The organism is Shewanella carassii, from assembly GCF_019670705.1.
In the GTDB taxonomy this organism is placed as follows: domain Bacteria; phylum Pseudomonadota; class Gammaproteobacteria; order Enterobacterales; family Shewanellaceae; genus Shewanella; species Shewanella carassii.
Genome location: NZ_AP024618.1, coordinates 1279685 through 1304919 on the forward strand (window position 1 = coordinate 1279685; position 25235 = coordinate 1304919).

Annotated in this window: 21 protein-coding genes; 15 read left to right on the top strand and 6 right to left on the bottom strand. The window is 50.1% G+C overall.

The window, feature by feature from the left end; genetic code table 11:
• Nucleotides 1-109 precede the first annotated feature (109 nt).
• Both K5621_RS05960 and K5621_RS05965 read right to left on the bottom strand, forming a co-directional pair.
• Complete coding sequence (locus tag K5621_RS05960) at nucleotides 110-1228, bottom strand: OmpA family protein (RefSeq protein WP_188726023.1); 1119 nt, start codon at nucleotides 1226-1228, stop codon at nucleotides 110-112.
• Nucleotides 1229-1500: 272 nt separating this feature from the next.
• The gene (locus K5621_RS05965) at nucleotides 1501-3867 is read right to left on the bottom strand and encodes a phosphoketolase family protein (RefSeq protein ID WP_221050689.1); all 2367 of its coding nucleotides are present in this window, start codon (nucleotides 3865-3867) and stop codon (nucleotides 1501-1503) included.
• Between the two features lie 426 nt (nucleotides 3868-4293).
• On the opposite strand from K5621_RS05965, the gene K5621_RS05970 reads away from it, so the two are divergent.
• Together K5621_RS05970 and yaaA are read left to right on the top strand one after the other, a co-directional pair.
• A complete protein-coding gene (locus K5621_RS05970; protein ID WP_221051127.1) occupies nucleotides 4294-5778 on the top strand; it encodes an alanine/glycine:cation symporter family protein in 1485 nt (494 codons plus the stop codon).
• A gap of 114 nt (nucleotides 5779-5892) precedes the next feature.
• A complete protein-coding gene (gene yaaA, locus K5621_RS05975; RefSeq protein ID WP_221050690.1) occupies nucleotides 5893-6669 on the top strand; it encodes a peroxide stress protein YaaA in 777 nt (258 codons plus the stop codon).
• Nucleotides 6670-6745: 76 nt separating this feature from the next.
• On the opposite strand, the gene K5621_RS05980 is transcribed toward yaaA, so the two are convergent.
• The gene (locus tag K5621_RS05980) at nucleotides 6746-8146 is read right to left on the bottom strand and encodes a M20/M25/M40 family metallo-hydrolase (RefSeq protein ID WP_221050691.1); all 1401 of its coding nucleotides are present in this window, start codon (nucleotides 8144-8146) and stop codon (nucleotides 6746-6748) included.
• 135 nt (nucleotides 8147-8281) lie between these two features.
• On the opposite strand from K5621_RS05980, the gene K5621_RS05985 reads away from it, so the two are divergent.
• Nucleotides 8282-8578: an ArsR/SmtB family transcription factor gene (locus K5621_RS05985; protein ID WP_025011907.1), complete on the top strand. Its 297-nt coding sequence runs from the start codon at nucleotides 8282-8284 to the stop codon at nucleotides 8576-8578.
• Nucleotides 8579-8641: 63 nt separating this feature from the next.
• Here the strand turns inward: K5621_RS05985 and rpsT are convergent, their stop codons facing one another.
• Nucleotides 8642-8908, bottom strand: coding sequence for a 30S ribosomal protein S20 (gene rpsT / locus K5621_RS05990; protein WP_025011908.1), 267 nt, complete (start codon nucleotides 8906-8908; stop codon nucleotides 8642-8644).
• A gap of 255 nt (nucleotides 8909-9163) precedes the next feature.
• Here rpsT and murJ point away from each other — a divergent pair, with 255 nt between their 5' ends.
• From murJ to K5621_RS06050, 12 genes are all read left to right on the top strand, one after another.
• Nucleotides 9164-10723 carry a murein biosynthesis integral membrane protein MurJ gene (gene murJ / locus K5621_RS05995; RefSeq protein ID WP_221050692.1) on the top strand — a complete coding sequence of 520 codons (1560 nt, stop codon included), beginning with the start codon at nucleotides 9164-9166 and terminating at the stop codon, nucleotides 10721-10723.
• Between the two features lie 65 nt (nucleotides 10724-10788).
• Nucleotides 10789-11724 carry a bifunctional riboflavin kinase/FAD synthetase gene (ribF, locus tag K5621_RS06000; RefSeq protein WP_100142001.1) on the top strand — a complete coding sequence of 312 codons (936 nt, stop codon included), beginning with the start codon at nucleotides 10789-10791 and terminating at the stop codon, nucleotides 11722-11724.
• A 32-nt stretch (nucleotides 11725-11756) separates the two neighbouring features.
• Nucleotides 11757-14582 (top strand): isoleucine--tRNA ligase, encoded by a 2826-nt coding sequence (ileS, locus tag K5621_RS06005; protein WP_221050693.1) that lies wholly within the window; start codon nucleotides 11757-11759, stop codon nucleotides 14580-14582.
• Between the two features lie 11 nt (nucleotides 14583-14593).
• Nucleotides 14594-15109, top strand: a complete 516-nt coding sequence (gene lspA / locus K5621_RS06010) for a signal peptidase II (RefSeq protein WP_100141999.1) — start codon at nucleotides 14594-14596, stop codon at nucleotides 15107-15109.
• Nucleotides 15110-15112: 3 nt separating this feature from the next.
• The gene (gene fkpB / locus K5621_RS06015) at nucleotides 15113-15535 is read left to right on the top strand and encodes an FKBP-type peptidyl-prolyl cis-trans isomerase (protein ID WP_221050694.1); all 423 of its coding nucleotides are present in this window, start codon (nucleotides 15113-15115) and stop codon (nucleotides 15533-15535) included.
• Between the two features lies 1 nt (nucleotide 15536).
• Entirely contained in the window at nucleotides 15537-16490 is a 954-nt protein-coding gene (ispH, locus tag K5621_RS06020) for a 4-hydroxy-3-methylbut-2-enyl diphosphate reductase (protein WP_221050695.1), read from the top strand.
• Nucleotides 16491-16722: 232 nt separating this feature from the next.
• Nucleotides 16723-17274: a type IV pilus modification protein PilV gene (pilV, locus tag K5621_RS06025; RefSeq protein WP_100141996.1), complete on the top strand. Its 552-nt coding sequence runs from the start codon at nucleotides 16723-16725 to the stop codon at nucleotides 17272-17274.
• 4 nt (nucleotides 17275-17278) lie between these two features.
• Nucleotides 17279-18238 (top strand): PilW family protein, encoded by a 960-nt coding sequence (locus K5621_RS06030; protein WP_425332455.1) that lies wholly within the window; start codon nucleotides 17279-17281, stop codon nucleotides 18236-18238.
• A gap of 10 nt (nucleotides 18239-18248) precedes the next feature.
• A complete protein-coding gene (locus K5621_RS06035; protein WP_221051128.1) occupies nucleotides 18249-18707 on the top strand; it encodes a PilX N-terminal domain-containing pilus assembly protein in 459 nt (152 codons plus the stop codon).
• A complete protein-coding gene (locus K5621_RS06040) occupies nucleotides 18704-22279 on the top strand; it encodes a pilus assembly protein (RefSeq protein WP_221050697.1) in 3576 nt (1191 codons plus the stop codon). The genes K5621_RS06035 and K5621_RS06040 overlap by 4 nt, the downstream gene beginning before the upstream one ends.
• A gap of 8 nt (nucleotides 22280-22287) precedes the next feature.
• The gene (locus tag K5621_RS06045; RefSeq protein ID WP_100141993.1) at nucleotides 22288-22683 is read left to right on the top strand and encodes a type IV pilin protein; all 396 of its coding nucleotides are present in this window, start codon (nucleotides 22288-22290) and stop codon (nucleotides 22681-22683) included.
• Nucleotides 22680-22979, top strand: coding sequence for a TapY2 family type IVa secretion system protein (locus K5621_RS06050; RefSeq protein ID WP_157929019.1), 300 nt, complete (start codon nucleotides 22680-22682; stop codon nucleotides 22977-22979). The genes K5621_RS06045 and K5621_RS06050 overlap by 4 nt, the downstream gene beginning before the upstream one ends.
• A gap of 41 nt (nucleotides 22980-23020) precedes the next feature.
• On the opposite strand, the gene K5621_RS06055 is transcribed toward K5621_RS06050, so the two are convergent.
• Together K5621_RS06055 and olsF are read right to left on the bottom strand one after the other, a co-directional pair.
• Nucleotides 23021-23428 carry a CBS domain-containing protein gene (locus K5621_RS06055; protein ID WP_219012087.1) on the bottom strand — a complete coding sequence of 136 codons (408 nt, stop codon included), beginning with the start codon at nucleotides 23426-23428 and terminating at the stop codon, nucleotides 23021-23023.
• A 51-nt stretch (nucleotides 23429-23479) separates the two neighbouring features.
• Nucleotides 23480-25228, bottom strand: a complete 1749-nt coding sequence (gene olsF, locus K5621_RS06060) for a bifunctional ornithine lipid synthase OlsF (RefSeq protein ID WP_280638583.1) — start codon at nucleotides 25226-25228, stop codon at nucleotides 23480-23482.
• Nucleotides 25229-25235 lie beyond the last annotated feature (7 nt).

A 25235-nucleotide genomic window follows, 5' to 3' on the forward strand; every position in this document is an offset into this window, starting at 1 on the left:
GTTATTGAATTAGAGGAAGTGTACTCCCATAATCAAGGGAATTCTAATGACACAAAGGCTGAAAATAAAAAAGTCGCTGCAGGCAGCGACTTTTCCGAACAAGTTCAGCTTATTTCAGCAGAGCTTCTTTTTCTTTAAAGCTCAGGTGAGCTTCGATACGGCGGTTCACCTTGTTGGCTTCAGCAGAAGAACCCTGCATCAGAGGTTGGCTTTCACCGTAGCCTTTGGCGCTGATACGGCTGGCATCGATGCCATACTGGTCAACCAGTACTTTAGCTACTGCATCAGCACGTTTTTGAGACAGCCACTGGTTGTAATCGGCTTTGCCTGGCAGTGATGCGTGGCCAGCGATTTCCAGATCGGCTTTAGGATACTTGCTCATGAAGTCTGCGACTTTCTGGATTTCAGCCATAGAGTCGGCTTTCAGTACAGATGAGTTGTTATCAAACTCAGCCTTAACTTCCAGCTTTTCCAGCTTCTCAACATAGATAGAGCAACCATTAGCATCTACTTGGTGGTTAGCTGGTGTGTTTGGACACTGATCCATATCGTCGTTGACACCATCGTTATCGCTGTCAACCGGCTCTACAACTACTGGAGCGACTACTGGTGCTGGTTTTGAAGTGCTGCCGAAACGGTAGCTCAGTTCAAGACCCCAATAGTTGCTTTCCATCGCCAGAGTGTTCCACTTTTCCTCATCGAGGTTTTCATAACGACGATATTTGGCGGCCAGTTTCAGGTTCTCTGTGATGTTATAACCGATACCAGCACCGAAGTAAGGTGCAACACCACTGTCACTGTAGTATTCACTACCCCATTGTCTGTTGTTGGAAATGTGGTAGTTCATAGCACCGGCTTCTGCAGACAGGCTCCACTTATCGGCGAAAGGCCAGAAAGCGACCAGTCCCAGAGTAGCACCCTTGGCACCTACGTCATTGAGTTTGTTGGCATAGTCGGTCCATTCGGCACGACCCAGGTCACGGTAACCCAGTTCAACACCAAAGTAATCGTTGAACAGATAACCTGCAAATACGTCCCAAGCATATGGATCGTCTTCACCACAGGTTTTCATGGTTTTCTGATCACAGTTAGGTTCGTAGTTGTTTACACCTAAGCCCGCACCTACATACCATGGGCTAAGTTCGTCTGCTGCTGATGCTGCAAAAGGCATCACAGATGCAAGTAACAATACTTTAAATGTCTTATTCATCATGTTCTCCAAGTCCATTGCTATTCGATTACCCAAATGTCCCGTATCGGAAACATGACTAGCACTTAATGTTGGGATCCCTTTAGTGTTTTAGCTAGCTGGCTCAATTATCCATTGAAATTAAGCTATTTTCCACTTAACCAAAGAGAATTTTATTGTTTAAAAATTCAGCTGGAATGGGATTTAACAATATGGAATAAAGAAAAAGCGCCTGTTTGCAGGCGCTTTTTTAATTTTGGCAAACAATTCGATAACTAAATTATTTGCTTCTTGTTTAGCTGATGTTCAGCTTAACGGGTCCAAATCCAGTTCTCGATATACTCAGGATCCACACCGTTGGCCTTGATATAGTTTCTATGGTCAACCAGACGTTGCAGCATATCTGTGGTGATCGCCACATGACGGGTTTCATCGATAACACCTTGCTGGAATAACTTGTAAGCCATATCGATTACCAAGTGATAGCGAGAGGTACCGTTACGAACACCCATATCAAATGGTGTGGTGGTTGAACCTTCCTCTTCATAACCTTTGATTCTGAATCTGTGACTACCTTTGTAATCGAAGATCAGTTTTTTGATGGTGTTTGGATAACCGTGATAGTTAAATACCACACCCTTGTTTTCGGTGAATATCTCATCCATCAACCAAGGTTTTTCCTGGAATTTGAGGCTACCCAGACCGCTACTGTGTAATTCAGTAACACTGACAAAGCGGATACGCACTCTTGGCAGGAGTTCACGAATTAATACCAATGCCGCCATACATTCTTGAGTCACATAGTCACCACAGCCTGCCAGGACGACATCCGGGTTTTCATCAGAGGCAAAGTCCCACACCATGACACCGTCTTTGGCTTGTTTACGGGCTTCATCAAGGCTCAGCCATTGAGGCAGCTCTTTCTTACCGGCGACCAGAATGTTCAGTTTGTCGCGGTCGGCGAAAGCGCGTTCTGTGTAAACCAGAGTGGTGTTGGCATCCGCAGGCAGATAAGCCGAGATAATCTTCGGATGTTTCTCAAGCATGGCGCCAAGGAAAGAAGGGTTCTGGTGAGAGTAACCGTTGTGATCCTGACGTTCCAGCAGAGAGGAAAGCACCACGTTGCAAGCCGGCAGCGGCTTACGGAAGTGAACCCCTTGGCTGGCATAGACATACTTACAATATTGGTCGGCCATGGAAGACACTACCTGAGAGAAAGACTCATAGGTAGGGAACATGGCGTGACGGCCGGTAACTGTGTAGCCGTGCATCATGCCGAACAGCAGGTTTTCAGACAACAGCTCCATGACCCGACCATCGCGGCTCATATCTTCATCCCAGCTTTCAATCGGCCATTGCCAGGCGCGATCTGTGGCTTCAAATACCGCTTGCAGCTGGTTGGAGTATGTTTCGTCAGGGCTGAAGATCCGCAGGTTGCGTTGGTCTTTATTGAGACGGAAGGCTTCACGCATCCACTGACCCATTTTCAGCATGGAATAACCACGATGACCTCTTGGGACTTCGGGGCCATAGGCCAGTTTTTCCAGATCAGGATTGCTGAGGGCGCGTACTACTTCACCACCATAGCTCATCTTCTGACGGCCACAACAGAGTTCCGCAGGAGGCAATAGTGACTGGATGTCTTTGTCGAAGACAATCTGGTTCTGCTCATTGATGGAGTAGAGTTCAGAGAACTTATAGCTGTCGAGCCAGTTATCCAATGCGGCCAGATGCCCCTTGTCGGTGGCACACTTATTGACAATTACTTGGTGAGACTCACAGTTGCCTTCGAGTTTCTTACCATCATATTCGGGAACGCCGGTCCAGCCTTTGGCGGTGCGCATCAAGATCACCGGCCAACGAGGCTTGACGACATCTTCACCATTGCGGGCACGTTTCTGGATGTCGTTGATCATCTCATAAGCCGTATCCATCGCTTTGGTCATCTGCAGGTATACATCTTCTTCCTGCTCGCTATCCACTATGATGGGGTGATAACCCAAGCCTCTGAATTCGAGATCCAGCTCTTCATGGCTCATGCGTCCCATACGGGTTGGGCCGGAGATCTTGTAACCATTAATATGGACAATCGGCAGTATGGCACCGTTGGTGGCTGGAGAGACCAGACGATTGGCGTACCAGGAGGCTGCCAGCGGACCGGTTTCAGATTCACCGTCACCAACGAGCACGGCGGCAATCAAGTCAGGATTATCCAGCACGGCTCCCCAGGCGACAGACAAGGAGTAGCCCAACTCGCCCCCTTCAAGGATTTGCCCGGGAGCTTCGGGGTTGGCATGAGAAGGATAGCCGTAAGCAGCGGAGAACTTGCGACAGATATCTTCAATACCGGTTTCATTGTAGGGGATGGTTTCTGGATAGAAGTGGCTGAGAGAGCCTTCGAGGAAGAGGTTGGCTTGAACTGCCGGGAAACCGTGACCTGGGCCGACCAGATAGAGGAACGGGCGCTTGTGCTTGGTAATCAATCTATTCACATTAGCATATACGAAGTTGATCCCCGGACAGGTTCCCCAGTGACCCAAGAGCCTTGGCTTGATATCACCGTGTTGTAAAGGGCGTTTATACAATACGTTGTGTTTAAGGTAAATTTGTGAGGTTGCCAGGAAGTTGGTGGCCCGGACAAATTTCTTCAGTGCACCTATCTCTTGCTTTTGGGTCATATCGTGCCTCGCTTGAGCTAGCTAAAAGTGAATCAAATTATCTTGTGGATACTATATTTGTAGTTTTATTACAAAAATGTGTCCCAAATCCAAATTTTGAAAGTTTGTTTAGCTGGTGTTTTTTAGATATTTCCTGTGAAATCCCTGTTATTCAAGTTATAACACTAGTCTGTTCTGGTGTTTTTATGGTGAATTCGCTGTCACGTGAGTGGTTAAGTGTGATCTGTGTCACGCGGTGATTTTGCCATCCTATGCTATTTTCTCCGCCCTCAAGCTCGGCCGGCATACCTTAGTGTATGTAGGATAATTCGAAAAGAAACTGGTCGCTGCTTATCCTTTTTCATTCAGGAAGGAATCTTAACCACAAACTTGGCGGCATCATGTCAATGATAGGCCAAGTTTGTCACGGGAAAGCTTACAATTATGATAATAGAAACCATAGTCGATTTTTTGAACTCTCTGCTTTGGGGAAAGCTATTGGTCTATGCCTTAGTGGGCGCTGGCTTGTACTTCACTCTGAGGCTTTTGTTCATTCAGCTCACTCACCTAGGACATTCTGCCAAGGTGATGGCTACCAGTAGACAGGGCTGTGACAGTGGCTTGTCATCGTTTCAGGTATTTTGTACCAGCATGGCCGCCAGGGTCGGTGCCGGTAATATGGCCGGGGTGGCCGTTGCCATAGGCGCCGGTGGTCCGGGAGCCGTATTCTGGATGTGGCTCATCGCTCTCTTGGGTATGGCTACGGCCATGATTGAGTCGACTCTGGCTCAGATCTATAAAGTAAAAGATAAAGATGACCAGTTTCGTGGTGGTCCCTCTTATTATATGGAAAGGGGACTTGGACAGCGTTGGATGGGGATCCTCTTCTCCGTATTCTTGATCATCGCCTTTGGTCTGGTTTTCAATGCCGTTCAGGCCAATACCATTACAGGGGCATTGGAAATTGTATTTGATGTCAAAGAGGCTTACTGGTTTGATGTAAAAGCCACTTATTGGATAGGTATTCTTCTGGTGATCGCCAGTGGTTTGGTCATCATGGGGGGGCTGCGTAAAGTTGCGCGCGTCTCTGAGGTGGTTGTACCCATTATGGCTTTTGCTTATATCCTGATCGCTTTGGTCGTTGTCGGCATGAATATTGAACAATTGCCGACCATTCTCAAACTGATAGTCAGTAGCGCCTTCGGTTGGCAAGAGGCTGCTGCTGGTGGGGTAGCTTATACTGTGGCTCAGGCGATGCAGTCCGGGATCGCTCGCGGTTTGTTCTCCAACGAGGCGGGGATGGGTAGCGCTGCCAACGTTGCGGCCAGCGCGTCACCTACACCAAATCACCCAGCATCACAGGGTTTTGTGCAGATGATAGGCGTGTTTATGGACACTATTGTTATCTGTAGTGCGACAGCCGCAATAATCTTGTTGGCCGGCGATCTCAGTGGTGTCAATGTTGGCGAGGGGGACAAAGGGATCCAACTGACCATAGCGGCATTGACCACCCATGTTGGAGATTGGGGAGGCTTTTTCGTAGCCTTTGCCATTTTACTGTTTTGCTTTACCTCAATAATCGCCAACTATTCTTATGCTGAAACCAATGTGCTGTTCCTTTCCAATAATAGCCGTAAGGTGTTGCCTCTGTTCCGCTTGTGCGTACTCGGCATGGTGATGTTTGGGGCTGTGGCGAAAATAACCTTGGTCTGGAATTTGGCCGATCTTTCGATGGGATTGATGGCTACAGTCAATATCATCGCTTTGGTACTGCTTTCAGGTGTTGCCATGCGAGTGATTAACGATTACCGCGATCAATTGAGTGAAGGCAAAGAGCCTGTGTTTGACAAGAGCAAGTTCCCTGAACTCGATGGTCATATTGAAGAGGGTATCTGGACTGGCGAACCTGTAGTTCGCAGCGAAAAGTGTTAATGGCCAGAGAGTAATCCAGATTAAGAGTATCGAAAAAACCACGCTATCAGTGCGTGGTTTTTTTATTTCATCCCAGTATCATAGTTGGTTCTATACCAATTAGACGGAGTGAATATGCTGATTTTGGTTTCACCGGCCAAGACCCTGGATTATGACAACCCTGCGGCAGTGTCTGAATATAGCCTGCCACAGTTTCTCGAGCATAGTAGCGAGCTTATTCAGGTTTGTCGGGACCTGACTCCAGCCAATATTGCTTCTTTGATGAAAGTCAGTGACAAGATTGCTGGCTTGAATGCCGCCCGATTCGCCGAGTGGCAACCTGATTTTACCCCGGAAAATGCCAAGCAAGCACTCTACGCTTTCCGTGGTGATGTTTATACCGGGCTGGATGCCGACACTCTTTCGCCTGATACGGTTGTAAGAGCCCAGCAGCATCTGCGTATTTTGTCAGGTCTCTATGGCCTGTTGAGGCCTCTGGACTTGATGCAAGCCTATCGGCTGGAAATGGGTACCTCTTTGGTGAATCCCAGGGGCAGTAACCTGTACGCCTTTTGGGGCGATATCATCACAGATGCCATTAATCAGGCATTGGTTCAGCAAGGGGATGATATTGTGGTGAATTTGGCGTCCAACGAGTACTTCAAAGCGGTTAAACCCAAGCAGATTGCCGGGCGTATTATCACGCCAGTGTTTAAAGACTGCAAAAATGGGCAGTATAAGGTCATCAGCTTTTATGCCAAGAAGGCCAGAGGCATGATGGCTCGCTACCTGTTGGAGCAAGAGGAACAGAGTTTGGAGCGGTTAAAGGCATTTAATAGCGCTGGCTATTATTACAGTGAAACCGATTCTAGCCCCGATACTCCTGTGTTTCTGCGGGAAGAGCAGAGTTGATAACCCTTTCTGATATATAGAAATAAGAAAGCCGTTCATTGTTGAACGGCTTTTTGCTTCTAAAGCGTGTGATTTACTATTTGGCAGGCAGCGGTCGCAGTTCCAGTTCAGACTGTGCCATCAAATAGGCGAACTGGGCATAGGCCGCAATGTTTTGTGCCAGCGCCTTGGGATCTATCTTGTCCAGGGTATCGTTGGGGGTATGGTGGTAGTCGAAGTAATCGGTACCATCCTGGCGCAGGGAGGCCACAGGAACGCCACTGGCTGGCAGCATGGAAATATCCGGGCCACCGTAGGCGCTGTTGTCACCGGCGGCTACGCCGTTTCGCTGCATCACTTGGGTCAGTTGCTGTAGTTTGGGCAGTACTTGTTCATTGACCTGAAAGTCGATGCGGTAGATAGGGCCAGCCCCGAAATCCGATTCGGCTGCGATATAGTGTTTATCCAGCGCTGCCGCGTGGGCCTTGGCATAAGCCTTGCCACCAACCAAGCCGAGCTCTTCGGCCGCATAGAGCACGACTCGTACCGTCCGAGCCGGTTTTACCGGCAAATCTTGTATAAGCTTAGCGGCCGCGGTGACAATCGCGACTCCGGCACCGTCATCTATGGCTCCTGTGCCTTCATCCCAGGAATCCAGATGAGCCCCAATCAGCACGATCTCATCTGGCTTACTGCTGCCGGTGACTTCTGCTATGACGTTATAGGAAATGGCGCTGCCCTTGTTTTCGGGAGACATATTCAACGCGAGGGTGATATCGGCAGAACGCTTAAGCATGGCGTTGATAAGATCGGCATCCGGCGCCGACATGGCCGCCGCCGGGATCCGCTTTAAGCCTTCTTCATAATGCATGGTGCCGGTATGGGCCATACGGTCGTGGTCTGTACCTATCGAACGGATAACTATTGCCAAGGCACCTTTTCGCGCTGCCTCTATAGCGCCTCGTGAGCGGCCACCAACGCTCTTGCCGTAACCTTTACCCGTTTTGTGACGTTCGGTTTTTTGATCGATAAAGACAATTTTCCCGGCAACATCATCAGGATTGGCATTTTTCAATGCGTTTAAGTCATCGAAGCGAACTATCTTGGCCGTGATACCTTCTGCCGGGGTAGCAACACTCCCTCCTAAGGCCGTGATGACCAGAGGTTGCTGGAAGGGCGCCACTATGCTGGCACTGGCCTTACCACGTTCCCATACCGGGACTTCCACCGCTTCCTTATAGACTCGGTCAAAACCCAATGACTGCAATTTTTTCTCCGCCCAGGCAACTGCCATGGCGTCTTTGGGGCTGCCTGCGAGGCGAGGACCGACTTCTACTGTCAAAGATTCCACAATTTGGAAACCGAGATCTGAACTGAGAGCTTTTTGTTGCAAAGATTCTGCAAGCAGTTGATTTGTATCGGAAGGAATGGTCGATTGGCAACCAATAAGTGATGGAATAAGTAGGAAAAGTAACAGGGCGGTTTGATGGTTTTTCATGTGTTTCCTTTGTTTTTATTAGGTACGTCCCATTTTTGAAAACAATCTAACAAAAAGTGTGCTTTATGTCCCGACTATCTCCGTAAGGCAAGGCTATATTAGGGACGGAGTTTGTATTAGGAGAATAGGCTCGTCATGAATATAGAGTTAATGCAGCAGCGAGCGGACCATGCCGTCGTATTATTAAAGGCACTGGCCAATGAGAGGCGTTTATTTATTCTGTGCTATCTCCTGAGTGAGGGAGAGATGTGCGTTGGGGAAATGAACAAGAAACTGGGCTTGAGCCAGTCGGCGTTGTCTCAGCATCTGGCGTGGTTGCGTAAAGACAATCTAGTGGCTACCCGTAAAGAAGCCCAGACAGTGTATTATTCGCTCAAGAGTGAAGAAGTGCGCGAAATCATCAAGCTGTTGAATAACATCTATTGTCATTGATGTTATTGAATTTGGGGTATAAAAAAACCGGCAATTGCCGGTTTTTTTTATGCTGGTATCGAATTAAGCAGCTAGTGCTTTGATACGAGCGTTCAGACGAGCCTTATGACGGGCAGCCTTGTTCTTGTGGATCAGGCCTTTGGTTGCCATACGGTCAAGAATGGGTTGTGCAACAGCGAAAGCTTCAGTAGCCGCTTTGTGATCGCCAGCTTTGATAGCAGCGATAACTTTTTTCACGTAGGTACGCAACATAGAGCGACGGCTAGCGTTGTGTTGACGACGCTTTTCTGATTGAAGCGCGCGCTTCTTTGCAGTCTTGCTATTAGCCAAGGTGCAACTCCTAAAAACTGGATTTGATACTTTTAAAGGCCGAGGAGAATGCCCGGTTTTCACCACTTTGTCAATGACAATGATTGAATATCCATCATAAAGATAAATTAATTCAACCCGATTTGGCGATCCTCAACCCAACTCGTGTAAGATGTGGCGCAATTCTACCAGCAAATGCTGGCATGTGACAGAGCTTAAGTGGAATTTTTGAGACTTGTTACCATAGATGGTAGCCGAGGTCTTCTGGGGGAATATTTGAGCAAAAAATTGGTACGGTCTGGCGCAATAGTGAGTGTCATGACCTTGATTTCCCGTGTTTTGGGGTTGGTACGGGATGTAGTAGTCGCCAATTTGATGGGCGCAGGCAGCAGTGCCGATGTATTCTTTTTTGCCAACAAGATCCCCAACTTTCTGCGGCGCTTGTTTGCAGAAGGGGCCTTTGCTCAGGCCTTTGTGCCTGTATTAACCCAATATCAGGAGAAAGAGTCCAGCGAAGAGGTTAAGCTCTTATTATCTAAGGTTGCCGGTACCTTGGGCTTGTTGGTGACAGTAGTGACTCTGATTGGGGTTTTGGCTTCACCAATACTGACAGCTTTGTTCGGTGCCGGTTGGTTTATGGCCTGGGTCAATGACGAGCCTGACGGCGCCAAGTTTGAACTGGCATCGTTAATGTTGAAGATCACCTTCCCCTATCTTTGGTTTATCACTTTTACCGCCTTGGCTGGCTCTATTCTCAATACCCGTGGCCGATTCGCGGTTTCGGCTTTTACTCCGGTATTTCTCAATGTCGCCATTATTGCGGCGGCTCTGTGGCTGAGCCCGACCCTAGACAAACCCGAGATAGGTCTGGCCTGGGGGGTATTCTTCGGTGGTGTGATCCAGTTTCTGTTTCAAATTCCTTTTCTGCTGCAAGAGAGAGCTCTGGCCAAGCCCTCTTGGGGCTGGAATCATCCCGGAGTGGTTAAAATCCGCACCCTGATGATCCCGGCGTTATTTGGTGTTTCTGTATCACAAATTAACCTGCTGCTGGATACTTTTATCGCCAGTTTTTTGGTCACAGGCTCCATCAGTTGGCTCTATTATTCAGACCGTCTGTTGGAGTTCCCACTAGGACTGTTTGGTATTGCTATTGCTACCGTTATTTTGCCGGCCTTATCCAAGAAACATGTTAATGCCGAGGGGGAGGGATTTGGTCGTACCATGGACTGGGGCATCCGCGCCATTGTACTGTTGGGATTGCCGGCCATGATGGGACTGATTGTCTTGGCTCAGCCGATGTTGATGGTGCTTTTTATGCGTGGCGCCTTTGGGGTCAGTGATGTGGAAATGGCTTCCTATTCTTTGATCGCTTACGGTACCGGGTTATTGAGTTTTATGCTGATCAAGGTGTTGGCACCTGGATATTATGCTCGTCAAGACACCAAGACGCCGGTTCGCTATGGCATCATAGCTATGGTTAGCAACATGGGGTTCAATATAATTTTTGCCGTGCCATTTGGATATGTGGGGTTGGCCATCGCCACCTCGCTGTCTGCTTTACTCAATGCCTCCCTGTTATATCGCGGTTTACACTTGGCCGGTGTTTACAGAGTCAGCAAGCAAACTATCATCTTTTTTATCAAGACGTTACTTGCAACTGTCGTGATGGTGGCCCTGTTGCTCTATTTTTCTCCCGAGCAGGCCCAATGGCTGGATTGGTCGCTGATTGAACGAATGAGCCATCTGTTTGCCCTGATCTTAGGTGGCGCTCTGGGGTATTTTATCGCACTGGTGCTGCTTGGGATCCATCCCTGGCGTCTCAAAGCCAGGAACTGAGGGCTGATTCTGCTGCCGAGCTGTTATATAATCCGCCAATTTACGCTTGAGCGGTCGTTGATTTAATGGAACTGATTCGCGGAATATACAATATATTGCCGGCCCATCGTGGTTGTGTGCTAACCATAGGTAACTTTGATGGTGTACACAGGGGCCATGCCGAGGTGATAGCCAATCTGGTCAAGAAGGCGCGTCATTTTGGCTTGCCTGCAACCCTGATGACTTTTGAACCGCAACCACAGGAACTGTTTCGAGGCCAGGATGCACCGGCTCGTCTTAGCCTGCTTCGTGATAAGGTTAGGTTGCTGGGTGAGCTTGGAATCGACAGGCTTGTGTGTGTCAACTTCAATCAAAAGTTTGCCCAGATGCCGGCCAAGGAGTTTGTTGAAGAACTGCTGGTGCGTAAACTCGGGGTCAAGTATCTGGTGGTCGGTGACGATTTCTGTTTTGGACGGGCGCGTCAGGGAAACTTTGAACTGCTTCGCGCAGCTGGCGAACAGCATGGTTTTGCGGTAGTCAGTACTCAGAGCTTCTTGGTTGGCGATCATAGGGTCAGTTCCACCATGGTCAGAGAAGCGTTGGCCAAGGGCAATCTTGAACAGGCCAGACGTTTATTGGGACATCCCTATACTCTCAGTGGTAAGGTGGCCCATGGCAAAAAGCTGGGTCGGACGCTGGGATTCCCCACCGCCAATATTGCGATGAAGCGCAAGGTGGTTCCTGTAAGGGGCGTGTTTGCGGTCAGGCTCTGGTGGGATGGTAGCGAACAATACGATGGCGTTGCCAATGTGGGTTTTCGCCCCACGGTTCAAGGACAAAACTGCCAGTTGGAAGTGCACCTGTTTGACTTTGAAGGTGACCTCTACGGGCGTAAAGTAGAAGTGGAATTAGTGGCCAAGATCCGTGACGAGAAACCGTTCGAGTCCCTTGAGGCACTTAAGAAACAAATAATGAATGACGCTGATGAGGCTCGCGCCTTACTCAGCAATGAAGCAGGCTGAGCTCTCTTAGCTAAATTAATGGTATAGGATCAATGAGCGACTATAAATCAACTTTGAATTTGCCGGAAACCGAGTTTCCGATGCGTGGTAATTTGGCAAATCGCGAGCCAGAGATGTTGAAACGCTGGACCGAGGAGAATCTGTACCAACAGATCCGTGATAGCCGTATTGGCCGCAAGCTTTTCATTCTGCACGATGGCCCTCCATATGCGAATGGCGATATTCATATTGGTCACTCAGTTAACAAGATCCTCAAGGATATTATTATCAAATCCAAGACTTTGTCTGGGTTTGATGCGCCTTATGTGCCTGGTTGGGACTGCCATGGTCTGCCAATCGAACTCAAGGTAGAACAGAAAGTTGGTAAGCCCGGGCAGAAAATCTCTGCCGCTGAGTTTCGTGACGAGTGCCGTAAGTATGCCGCCAAACAGGTGGATGGTCAGCGCAATGACTTTATCCGTCTCGGCGTACTCGGTGACTGGTTCAAGCCTTACCTGACCATGGATTTCAGCACTGAGGCCAACATCATTCGCTCATTGGCTAAAGTGATCGACAATGGCCACCTGCACAAAGGGGTTAAGCCGGTGCATTGGTGTACCGACTGTGGTTCTGCCCTGGCCGAAGCCGAAGTGGAATATGAAGACAAGACTTCACCGGCTATAGACGTGGCCTTTGCTGCCGTGGACAAGGCTAAAGTGCTAGCCGCTTTTGGGGTTACTGAGTATCAAGCGCCAGTCTCCATGGTTATCTGGACTACTACTCCTTGGACCTTGCCTGCCAACCGCGCGCTGTCACTGAGTCCTGATTTGGACTATGTGCTGGTGGAGATTGAGTCTGAAGACGGCGCCAAGCAAGCGGTTATTCTGGCCGAAGCCCTGCTGGAAAGTTGTATCGCCCGTTATGGTGTCAAGAGCCATCAGATCCTCGGCCGCACCAAAGGTGCCGAGCTTGAGTTGATGCAGTTCCAGCACCCTTTCTATGATTTCAGTGTGCCGGCGATCCTTGGCGAACACGTAACCACCGAATCCGGTACCGGCGTGGTACACACTGCCCCTGGACACGGTCAGGACGACTTTGTGGTTGGTCAGAAGTACGGTCTGGAAGTGGCTAACCCTGTAGGTGATAACGGCGTTTACAAGGCGGATACCCCGCTGTTTGCCGGCAAGCACGTGTTCAAGGCTAACGACGAAGTTGTCGCCTTGCTGCAGGAAAAAGGTGCCTTGCTGCACCGCGAAGCTTATCGTCACAGCTACCCTCACTGCTGGCGCCACAAGACACCTATTATTTTCCGCGCTACACCGCAGTGGTTTATCTCCATGGATAACAAAGGTCTGCGCACCAAGGCCATGGGTGAAATCGAGCAGACCCAATGGATCCCGGATTGGGGGCAGAGCCGGATTGAGAAGATGGTCGAGAACCGTCCTGACTGGTGTATCTCGCGTCAGCGTACTTGGGGTGTGCCTATCACTCTGTTTGTTCACAAGGAAACCGAAGAACTGCATCCAGATAGCGTGGCCTTGATGGAGCGTGTTGCTCATCGCATTGAGCAGCAGGGCATTCAAGCCTGGTGGGATCTGGATGAGTCTGAGCTCTTGGGTGAAGATGCGGCCCAGTACCGCAAGGTGACCGACACTCTGGATGTTTGGTATGACTCAGGTTCTACCTTCTCCTCTGTGGTTGCCGCCCGTCCTGAATTCCAGGGGCAGGAAATTGACCTCTACCTGGAAGGCTCGGATCAGCACCGTGGTTGGTTCATGTCATCACTGATGATCTCAACCGCCATGAATGGCAAGGCACCATACAAACAGGTACTGACTCACGGCTTTACCGTGGATGGCAAGGGCCGCAAGATGTCCAAGTCCATCGGCAACGTGATTGCACCACAACAGGTAACCAACAAACTGGGTGCCGATATTCTGCGTCTGTGGGTGGCTTCTACCGACTACAGCGGTGAAATGACGGTATCCGATGAGATCCTCAACCGTAGTGCTGATGCTTATCGCCGTATTCGTAACACTGCCCGCTTCCTGCTGGCCAATCTGAGCGGTTTTGAGCCAGAGACAGACATGATCGCCATCGAAGATATGGTGGCGCTGGATCGCTGGGTGGTGCGCCGCGCCGCTAAACTGCAGGAAGAGTTGCTGGAAGCCTATGATGCCTATAACTTCCACATAGTGACTCAGAAGCTGATGCAATTCTGCTCGGTTGAATTGGGTAGCTTCTATCTGGATATCATCAAGGACAGACAGTACACCGCCAAGCGTGATGGTCACGCTCGTCGCAGCTGTCAGTCGGCTCTGTATCTGATTGCCGAAGCCATGGTGCGTTGGGTTGCCCCTATCCTTAGCTTCACTGCCGATGAAATCTGGCAGTTGCTGCCGGGTAAGCGTGACGCCTATGTGTTTACTCAAGAGTGGTTCCAGGGCCTCAAGGCCGTTCAGCTGGACTCAGATCTGAGTGATGAATACTGGGCACAGTTGCTGCAGGTTCGTGATGAAGTCAACAAGGCGCTGGAGCAGGGCCGCCGCGATAAACTGATCGGCGGCGCGCTGGAAGCCGAGGTGACTCTGTTTGCCGATGCGGCGCTGACCGAAGCTCTGGCCAAACTGGGCGATGAACTGCGCTTTGTGCTGCTGACTTCCAAGGCCGTGGTTAAGCCGCTCGCCGATGCGCCTGCCGATGCTCGTGAAACTGAGCTGGCATCACTTAAGCTCAGCGTTGCCAAGTCAGAAGCGGCCAAGTGCGACCGTTGCTGGCACCACAGAGAGGACGTTGGCCAGATCGCCGAGCATCCGTTGCTGTGTGGCCGCTGTGTGACCAATATCGAAGGAGAGGGTGAACAGCGCCTGTTCGCCTGAGGATAATAAACATGCCCGCAGACTGGAAACAGAGTGGCCTGCGCTGGTATTGGGTGGCTGTGTTGGTCTTTTTGGCCGACCAGCTGTCCAAACAGTGGGTATTGGGGAACTTCAAGCTGTATGAGTCGGTGCAGCTGTTGCCTTTCTTTAATCTGACCTATGTACGTAACTATGGTGCCGCCTTCAGCTTCCTCAGCGATGCCGGTGGCTGGCAGCGTTGGTTATTTACCGCCGTCGCTGTCGGCTTCAGTGTATTGCTGACCGTTTGGCTTAGACGGCAATCGGCCGGATTATGGCGCCTAAACCTGGCATATACTCTGGTGATTGGCGGCGCGCTGGGAAATCTTGTTGATCGCCTGATGCATGGCTTTGTGGTGGATTTTCTCGATTTCTACTGGAAAACCAGCCACTACCCGGCATTCAATATCGCTGACTCGGCTATCTGTGTTGGCGCAGTCCTGATCATCTGGGATTCATTTTTCGGCGGAGACAAGGCCGCTGCCAAGCAGAATGAAGCCAAGGAGTAACTGATGTCTGATGTGAAATCCCTCTTGTGTCACTTGAATATCCTGCTGGAAGACGGCTCGACCGCAGACAGTACAAAGGCGTCTGGTAAGCCTGCCCGGCTCAATATTGGTGACGGCAGTCTGAGTCCGGCGTTTGAGGCTGAGCTTCTTAAGTTGAAAACTGGTGACAATCACTGCTTTACTCTGGCGCCTGCCGATGCTTTCGGCGAGTCCAATCCCGATGCCATTCATCATCTGGACCGTAGCCGATTCCCGGCAGATATGACGCTGGAACCCGGTGTTATCGTCAGTTTCGCTGGCCCTGGCGGCAGTGAAATACCCGGAATAGTGAGGGAGATAGCCGGTGATTCTGTCACAGTGGATCTGAACCATCCGCTGGCGGGCCATCAGGTGACCTTTGAACTGGAAGTATTGCAGGAGCTTTGATATGTCAGTAGAAAAACCTGCCGGTCTTAACATCTTATTGGCCAATCCCAGAGGCTTCTGTGCCGGAGTCGACCGGGCCATCAGCATAGTCGAGCGGGCGTTGGAACTCTTTTCCCCGCCTATCTATGTGCGCCATGAAGTGGTGCATAACCGTTATGTGGTTGAAGATCTTAAACAGCGCGGGGCTATTTTTGTCGATGAACTGGATCAAGTGCCCGATAACAGCATAGTGATTTTCAGTGCCCATGGGGTGTCACAGGCGGTGCGCAACGAGGCCAAGCGTCGTGGTCTTAAGGTGTTTGATGCGACTTGTCCTTTGGTTACTAAGGTACATCTGCAGGTGACTCGCGCCAGTCGCAAGGGGATTGAGTGCATTCTTATCGGTCATGCCGGCCATCCCGAAGTGGAAGGTACCATGGGGCAGTATGACAACCCTGACGGAGGCGTCTATCTTATAGAGTCTCCGGCCGATGTGGATGCACTGCAGGTGAAGGATAGCGACAATCTTTGCTTTGTCACCCAAACCACGCTGTCGGTGGATGATACCCTGGATATTATTGCCGCGCTGCAGAAGCGCTTCCCTTCGATTGAAGGGCCCCGTAAGGACGACATCTGCTACGCCACCCAAAATCGCCAGGACGCGGTGCGTAAGATGGCACAGGATGTAGACCTACTGATTGTGGTTGGTTCCAAGAACAGTTCCAACTCTAACAGATTGCGGGAGCTGGCGCTCAAGTCCGGTACTCAGGCCTATCTAGTGGATAACGCCGATGACGTTGAACGGGAGTGGTTCGATGACGTCGCTAGGGTTGCGGTTACCGCCGGAGCCTCTGCGCCGGAAGTATTGGTGCAACAGGTGGTTGAAGCCATAGCCAAACTGGCTCCGAGCGTGGTGACCGAAGTTGAAGGGCGTAAGGAAGATACCGTATTTGCCGTGCCTGCCGAGTTGCGATAGACAATAGCAGAACAGGGTTTAAAAAAGAGGCTTTTTAAGCCTCTTTTTTTTATGGAAAATTTTCTCTTATAAAACGTGAATTTATTAGAGAACATAGTTACTGGAGATTTACATTCGACTCAACTATCATTAACAGGTATTATCATTGCCTTAAGCTAACTATAAGATATTAAAGAACTAATAGGCTGAATTTATTGTCAAAAACATGGCATTGTCTGGAGATTTGACGCGGATGAAAAAACGGAGAGAGGGATTCTCTCTGATTGAGGTTATGGTAGCGCTCGTCATTTTGGTGATAGGGCTTATCGGGATATTTAATCTACATATAGTGGCTAAGCGTGCCAGCTTTGAATCATTTCAGCAGACTCAGGCGGCTTATTTTGCCAATGATATCCTCAATCGGATGAAGCTTAATAACTCAGTGCTGAGTAATTACGATGACGGCTCCCCCTATTCTGGGGGCGGAAGTGCTCCAGCCAAATCCTGCGACGTGGCCCTTGGCGCCACGGTGACCTGCAATGCTGCCGAGACATTAGCTTGGGACCTTTACCAATGGCAAGAACTCTTTACCGGCGCGGCTGAAGCTGTCGGCAGCCAGAATGTTGGCGGCCTCGACAGCGCTACCGCTTGTCTGAATGTCAATGGCAGCAATGTCACTATTGTAATGGCTTGGCGTGGCATACAGGAAACCGCTGGTACCGCTTATGAAACGACCGACTGCGGCAATAGTTTGGGTAAGCGTCGGCGGGTCTTTATCCTCAAGACAGTGATCAATCAAGGTTAAGGCGGTGAGTGTGGAAAATTCAAAGCAGTCGGGTTTTTCTCTGGTAGAGCTCATGGTGGCCATGGTCATCAGTCTTTTCCTGGCGCTCGGTTTGTTTGCCATGTTCAGTATGTCTGCCACTAATGTTACCACCACCGGGCAGTTCAATCAGTTGCAGGAAAATGGCCGTATTGCGTTGGCCATCATGGTGCCGGATCTGAGTCAGGTAGGCTTTTTTGGTGATATGACAGGGACAGACTTTGTACTGGGCACCAATGCTCGGGTCGATGATGCAGTGGGGGCAGATTGTATCGGACAGGGGCTCAACAACGCCACTCTGCCCAACGGCCAGCCAGCCCACTTTAGACGCCTGTGGGGCTATGAGGCTGGGGTGAGCGCCGGTTCGCTGAGCTGTGTCAACTCAGTGATAACAGGGACAGATGTAATTCAGATCAAACGCCTGGTGGGCCCTCCAGGTGCAAGCAGTGGTTTTCGGGTCGCCACAACGGCTAGCCAGGCGGTGTTTTTTAAAAATACCGATCCTGGTCTTGAAAACCAAAGGGTGTGGGAATACCAACACCATGTCTATTTTATTAAGGACAACAACGGTATACCTGTTTTGACCCGCAAATCGCTCTCGAGTACAGGGATGAATATCGATGAACCCTTGGTCGAAGGTATTGAGAATATGCGCATTCTTTACGGATTTGACGAGGATGGTGATGATACTGCTGATAGCTTTATGCCAGTGCAGAATGTGACCGATTTGATGTGGGACAACCAGCTGTTTCAGCGGATTGTGGCCCTGAGGATATTTCTATTGGTGCGCTCTCCCGAGGTGGACAACAGCTACACCAATAACACGACATATTCTCTGGGCGATAAAACCGGCAACAGAGCCATCAATGGGGACGGCGATAACTTCCGCCGTAAAGTGGTTTCGACCACAGTGGTACTCGAAAACCCTGTGTTGATAAGGAATTAGGCCGATGAAGATAAGACAGCAGCGGGGCATCGTACTGTTTTTTGCACTTATCCTCCTGATTATTTTGACCTTGATTGGTGTGGCACTGGCGGTTAACTCCAGTCAGTCGCTGCGCATGGCCGGCGCTGGTGCCGAGCGAGTGGAAGCCAAGGCTTTGGCAGACGGTGGTTTGCAGGCGGTATTGAATGCCAAGAGCCAAGCAGAATTGGCGACAATGACAACAATAGATACAGGCAACAACTATTCGGGCGGCACTCAGGTTTTGACGCCTCTGCCATTGAAGAGCGATGGCAGTGTCGATGCAAAAAATGTTGCCTGTCAACGTAGTCGGGATGCTAGCGGTACCGATCTTATCAAATGTCGGCGATTAGAAGTTTCCAGTCAGGTAAGTTATGGCCGGGATAATCTTGGACAACTGACGGTTATCGAAGGAGTTGAGCAGGAAGTGCTTAACGGGAGCGGATCATGAAACTCAAAAAGTGTTTATGCGGTTTGTTGTTTGTGCTGGTGGGCGCTTCCGGGCAAGTCTCGGCTGATGATACAGACCTTTACTTGATCCCGCCGCCGAATCAGGGACGGGCTAAGGTGCTGATTATTTTTGATAATTCGGCATCAATGGATACCATAGAGACTGGCGTGCCTGGAGGATATGATCCAACAAAAGAGTATCCCCCTGTCGGTTCTTCGAATTCCTATCAAGGAAGGATGATCTACTTTACCGTCGGCTCCGGGATGGATGACAGCTCATTACCTGTGCCGGACAGCCCTTCGGAATCGCGCCGTTTCAACGATGCTCTCAATGGTTGCGCCGTAGCCAAAGAAGCTTTAGATACTTATGGCCGTTTTACCGGTTATATCCGCGAGTTTGTGTTTTCCGGTAATGCCAAGGGAACCTGGCAACAGATAAAAGAAAACAGTGGCGCCGAAAAGAACAACCCGGTGGACTGTTGGGAAGATATTGAAGCCGCCAATCCAAGCAATAATGGTATCACAGTAGATGGGGTTACTTATGGTTATGGCTATCCACAAAATAGCGTCAAAGACGGGAATAACTATATTCCATATAGCAGTGAGGCAAATGCACTCGGCAATGCGCAGTCTATGGGCTTCAACCAAGGCGAGCTGGTAACCCTTTATACAGACAATTATCTGCGTTGGTACACCCTGTATAAGAATGGCGAACTGGACGATGCTCAGGATCTCAGTCGTTTGGAGATAGCGCAAACGGCTATCGCCGGGGTGATAAGTTCGATGCCAACGGTCGATTTCGGCCTGGCGGTGTTCAATATGAATTTTGATTCAGAAGGTGAAAGGGACGGTGGTCGAATCGTAGCCGGTATTCGTAACCGCACCGCGCCTGAGAAAGACGCCCTGATCAACACGGTAGAAAACCTGCCGGCCGAAACCAACACACCGCTTTGTGAAACCTTGTTTGAAGCCTATCGATATTTCAGCGGCGGCCCCATTACCTTTGGCCATAGTGACAGGGATTATAATGGTTACCGTATAAAATACACTGCTAATCGCCCCAGGTATGATGAGACCATCGAGATTGATGGTCACTATGACTCTCCCATGAGTGTCTGTAGTGATATTGCTTATGTCATCTATATTACCGATGGGGTACCAACACTGGACTCCTCCGCCGATGACGAAATTATATCCATGACAAGTGCTTCGGGAGTTAACTCCAAAGGTAATTACGCACCTTATCCCTACATAGGAAGAGATGGCGAAGAAATTAGCTATCTGCCGGCGTTGGCCAGCTATATGGCGCATAACGATATATTGCCAAATACGGAAAAACGTCAACGGGTGGTGACTCACACCATAGGCTTTGCGTTGGAGGAGGGCTCAGAAGCTGAGCCCTTGCTGGAAGAGACTGCTAGGCGCGGGGATGGAGAATACCGCGCCGCCAACAGTGTTGCTGATTTGCAACAAGCATTCAGTAACATGCTCGACAGTATTACGGACGAAGGACAGAGGTTTTCGGCACCTGGAGTAGCCTTCAGTAATGCTGACCCGACCCGTACTCTGGACTCCGCTTATTATGCCTTATTCAGTCCATCTCAAGGGCCAAAGTGGGCCGGTAACCTGAAGAAGTTGAAGGTGAACTCCTCTGGGGTACTGATAGATGCTAATGGTTCCCCGGCTATTTCAAGTTCGGGAGGGATTGCCGACACGGCCTGCAGTCTATGGAGTCGTTGTTCGCCCCTGCCTGATGGCAACGATGTACAGGAAGGTGGTGCCGCTAGAACCATAGTACCCGACAGCCGTACCATCTACAGTAACATCAAGGTCGGCGGTGGCCTGGCAATCCTGAACAAGAATCAGGCTTCCAGCTATGCCGGTGGTGACCTTGACTTGTTGACTCATATGAACATGAGTGTTGCCGCTGGTACTGAAAATGCTGAACTTGAAAAAGCCTTTGAGTGGATCAAGGGTAAAAATGTCGACACAGATGAAAACGGCGAGTTTACCTCTGACGACTACAACGGGGTTCGCGGCGATATCATGGGGGATCCCATGCACTCGCAACCGCTTGCCATTGACTTTAGCAGCGGTGATAGCACTAATGTGCGGATTTTCGTTGGCACCAACCATGGCTTGTTGCATGCCTTCAAAGACACGGGTAGTAGTGTTGAAGAGAGTTGGGCCTTTATGCCCTATGAGCTTCTCAGTAATGTGCAGGAACTCAGGGACAATAGTTTTGCCAATGGCCACAGCGTTTATGGCATAGATGGCTCGCCGGTTTCCTATCTGGAGCGTAACGACTCAGGGGTTATTACTAAGGCTTGGCTCTTCTTCGGTATGCGTCGAGGAGGCAATTCCTACTATGCTTTTGATGTTACTTCTCCCGATTCCCCCAAAATGATGTGGCGGATTGACAACAATAGCGCCGGGTTTGTCAATATGGGGCAGACTTGGTCAACACCTGTTGTGACTAAGGTGCCGGGTTCAGATAGGCCTGTGGTGATCTTTGGCGGCGGTTATAATTTAGGGTATGACGCCAACACAGGCAGCAACTCAGATGGCCGCAATGTTTACTTGGTCGACGCCGAAACCGGGGTACTCAAGCATAGCTTTGGTGTCGATGGCAACACGGCGTTGACCGGCATAGAACACAGCATTGCCGGCTCAATAGCCACCCTCGACAGCAACAGTGATGGCGCTACAGACAGGCTGTATGCAGCCGATCTCGGGGGAAATGTCTGGCGCATGGATATGCCCTCTGAAAATACCGCCAGTTGGAGTGGCTTTAAGTTTGCTTCTTTGGGAGGGACGTTGGCTTCTTCTGATCGCCGTTTCTTCTATGAACCTGTGGTGGCTCAGACGGTCTTTACCAACGTCACCCAGGTGACAGTGACAGATGCTGATGGTAATACCAGTACGACTACGGCCTATCAAAATGTACCTTATGATGCCGTCACGCTCGGCAGCGGTAACAGGGCATCACCATTGGCTACCGATGCCGAGGATATGTTCTTTGTGTTGCAAGATCGCAATGTAGTGACCAAGACCTTTGGCGGTTCCGGCGCCACTGTGCCTAACCCTATTACCTTGGCCAACCTTTATGACGTGACATCGGCGGCGCCAAGCAGTGACAGCGAGAATATTGAGTTCGGTACCAAGCTGGGTTGGTTCCGAAACTTCTCCATCGATGGGGAAAAGAGCCTATCACCTTCGGCCATTATTAAGGGCGATGTCTACTTCACTTCTTTTGTTCCTGCGCAAACCACACCGGAAACAGAAGACAGCTGTCTCATCTCCTCGACCGGTCGTTTATACCGTTATGACCTGCATAAAGGCGGGCGTTACAATTACGAGTTTTTGGAAGTGTGTGAGGATTGTATACCTCAGCCGCCCAAGATTATTACCCCGCCCAAAGATCCCGATGATCCGGATAATCCCGACAATCCTGATGCCGCCTTGATTATTGGTCGCGGTGAATGTGATGAAAACGGTGAAAACTGTTCCGGTACAGTGGCATTGGAGACGGGGCTGACTACCAATAAAATTTATTACCATGTAAATGAGTAGGATAAGAGATGAAAAAAGCAGTGGGTTTTACCCTGATAGAAGTCATGATCACTGTGGTGATACTTGGCATTCTGGCGGCGATCGCTTATCCATCTTATACCCAGTATATTGCCAAGAGTACCCGCTCTGAGGCTCATGCGGCCTTGATGCGACTGGCCAATCTGCAGGAGCAGTACTATTTGGATAATCGCACTTATGCCACGGATATGACTAAACTGGGACTCAATGCCAATCCCTTTATAACAGAGAACGGCCATTACAGCATAGCATCGAGCGGCACCGGCAGTTTTACCCTGACCGCGACGGCGCAAGGAGTACAGGCCAGCCGTGACAGCAAATGTAAGACGCTGACCTTGACCGATGCCGGGGTCAAGGGGGGCACTTCTGCGGAGTGTTGGAAATGATGAAATCAATTAAATACGGCTTGCTGCTCTTACTGCCCGGTATGTTATTAACAACCCAAGCCGCCGAGCGGCAGGATGTGAAGTGTCACTTGCTCACCAGTAAGGGAGAGCAAATCGCCTTTTATCGCTGGGACTTGGAAAAACAGCCGTTATTGATGGCGCGTTTAAGCGGTAAGTCGTTAAAGGATAATAGCGGCAAGCGTTACTTTATCAGGGAAGCCAGCGAATGTGTGTTGCTTAATGAGGAGTTCAGCTCTGAAAAGGCTCGTAAGTTGGATGAGATGACTCTGAGATAGCTTTCACCCAAGCCTTTGAATGAAGTCTGAGCCTATTGTGGTTAACAGCAATAGGCTCGCAATAGATCTTTCCAGGTCACTATGCCGACAATCTCACCGTTTTCCAGTACCGGCAGTGAACCTATATCTTTCTCCAGCAGTAGTCTGGATGCCTGGGCCAAGCCTAGATGTGGCGCAACGGTTACAGGATTACGGCTCATCACTTGATGCACCCGCTTATTGAGGGTTTCCAGATCTCTGCTAGTGGCGGTATCGCTGCCAAGATTGGGGCTTAAGGCCCGCAGTAGATCGCGCTCGGACAAGACGCCTTCCAGTTTGCCTTCATCATTCACTACCAATAAGTGATGAAAGCCTGCATGATGAAATATCTCTTTGGCCACACTCAGGCGGTCGTCCATTTCCACAGTGACGACTCGGGTGATCATGATATCGGCGATGCAGAGCTGCATAGGGATCCTCCATAACCTTTCCTTTGTTATATCAGAGCCCTGTCAATAATGCTAACTCAGAGCATTTTCATCTTGCTGATTGAGCTCCTGCAGATGACAATCGATATAGCGGCTGCGTTTCTTGAACTTGAGCTTGTCCAAGTCCACCAGCACCAAACCATCGATACAGTCGGCAAAGTCGGCATCCACTCCAAAGGCGAGGAAGCGCACCCCATCAGGCTGGCAAAGTTCGCCGTATTGCTTGTAGAGAGTTGGCACAGCGGCGCCCATACTGGCAAGGGTCTGCTTGAGCTGTTTAAACGCGTCTTGATAATCTGAATCGATATAGAGTTTGTCCAGCTCAGTCTGGCGCTCAGGTGACAGACCAAAAGGCGCGAAAGACTGTGCCAGTTGTGTCTTACAGGGAAACTGCTGCAGGTAGAAGTGTACTAACATCTCCTTGGCTGGTGCCGGCAGTTGGTTGCTTATGGTCACCGGACCGAAAAGATAGCGGTAGCCGGGATGACGAGCCAGAAAGGCACCTATGCCGTACCAGAGGTAATCGAGACTGCGCTTCCCCCAATATTTAGGCTGTACAAAGCTGCGGCCGAGTTCCAGGCCTTTGGCTAAATAGGGTGCAAATTCAGCTTGATAGTGAAACAGTGACTCACTGTAGAGGCTTTCTCCGGCACTGTGCAAGTTCGCAACTTCGGCAAAGCGGTAGGCGCCGACTATCTCCAGTTCCTTGGGATCCCAGAGTACCAGGTGTAGATAACTGGAGTCGTATTTGTCTATGTCTCTGCGTTTTCCTGTACCTTCACCCACTGCGCGAAAAGCCAGTTCCCGCAGCCTACCTATTTCCCGCATCACAGGACTGCAGCCCTGATGGCGATAGAGGAAAATCTGCTTGTCATCCTGAGTTTGACCAAGTTGCTCGCACTGCAGTAAAGCCTGCTGCAACTCACGACGTTTTTCCGGATGGGCGATGGCGCTCTGGGTGTTGAAAAGTGGGCTACGATTCTTGCCGATGCGATAGAGATGGTTCTTCAGCAGACTGACCCGGGTTTTGAGCGGGAAGTCACTGCCGCTGACCGCTTCTGCCGGGATAAGCTCGCCGATACGTACCGGCAGAGTATTACTGGCTTGTTTAAACATCTCCTTCACCAACAGCAGGGTAGCCAAAGGTTTATACAAGATGGAAGCGCCGTAAAAGGTCGCCGAGTTCTTGGCATCGACATACATGGGCAGCAGCGGCGCATTGCAGCTGATAGCCATCTTCAGGAAGCCGGTTTGCCACTGGGTATCGCGAATGCCACTTGGTCTGAGCCGGGAAACCTCACCCGATGGAAAGATGAGCACAGCGCCTTCACTGCGCAGATGCTGATGGATCTTCTCCAGGTGTTGTCTGGGGGTTCCGCCAGTCATATTGCGAACCGGCAGCAGGATGTTGTGCAGTGGCGTCAGTGTCATCAGCAGCTCGTTGGCAACCACTTTAATGTCAGGCCTGACTTCGCTGATTAGTTTTATCAGCACCAGAGCATCCAGCGAACCTATTGGATGATTGGCGAAGATAACGACCCGGCCCTGATGGGGAATGTTTTCCACCTCACTGTCCGGCACCGTATAGCTGACGGCAAAGCTTTCCAGCACTTGTTCAACAAAATCCACGCCCTTGAGAAAACTGAATTGGCCGGCGATATCATTGCACTCCCGCTCATTAAGCAGATAACGCAGTAAGGCCTTGGTTGGCTTGGCGAGCCAAGGCTTGCTGTTGATATTGGGCAGATTGGATTCCACGACTTTATCGACGGTAAACATCATAATGGGG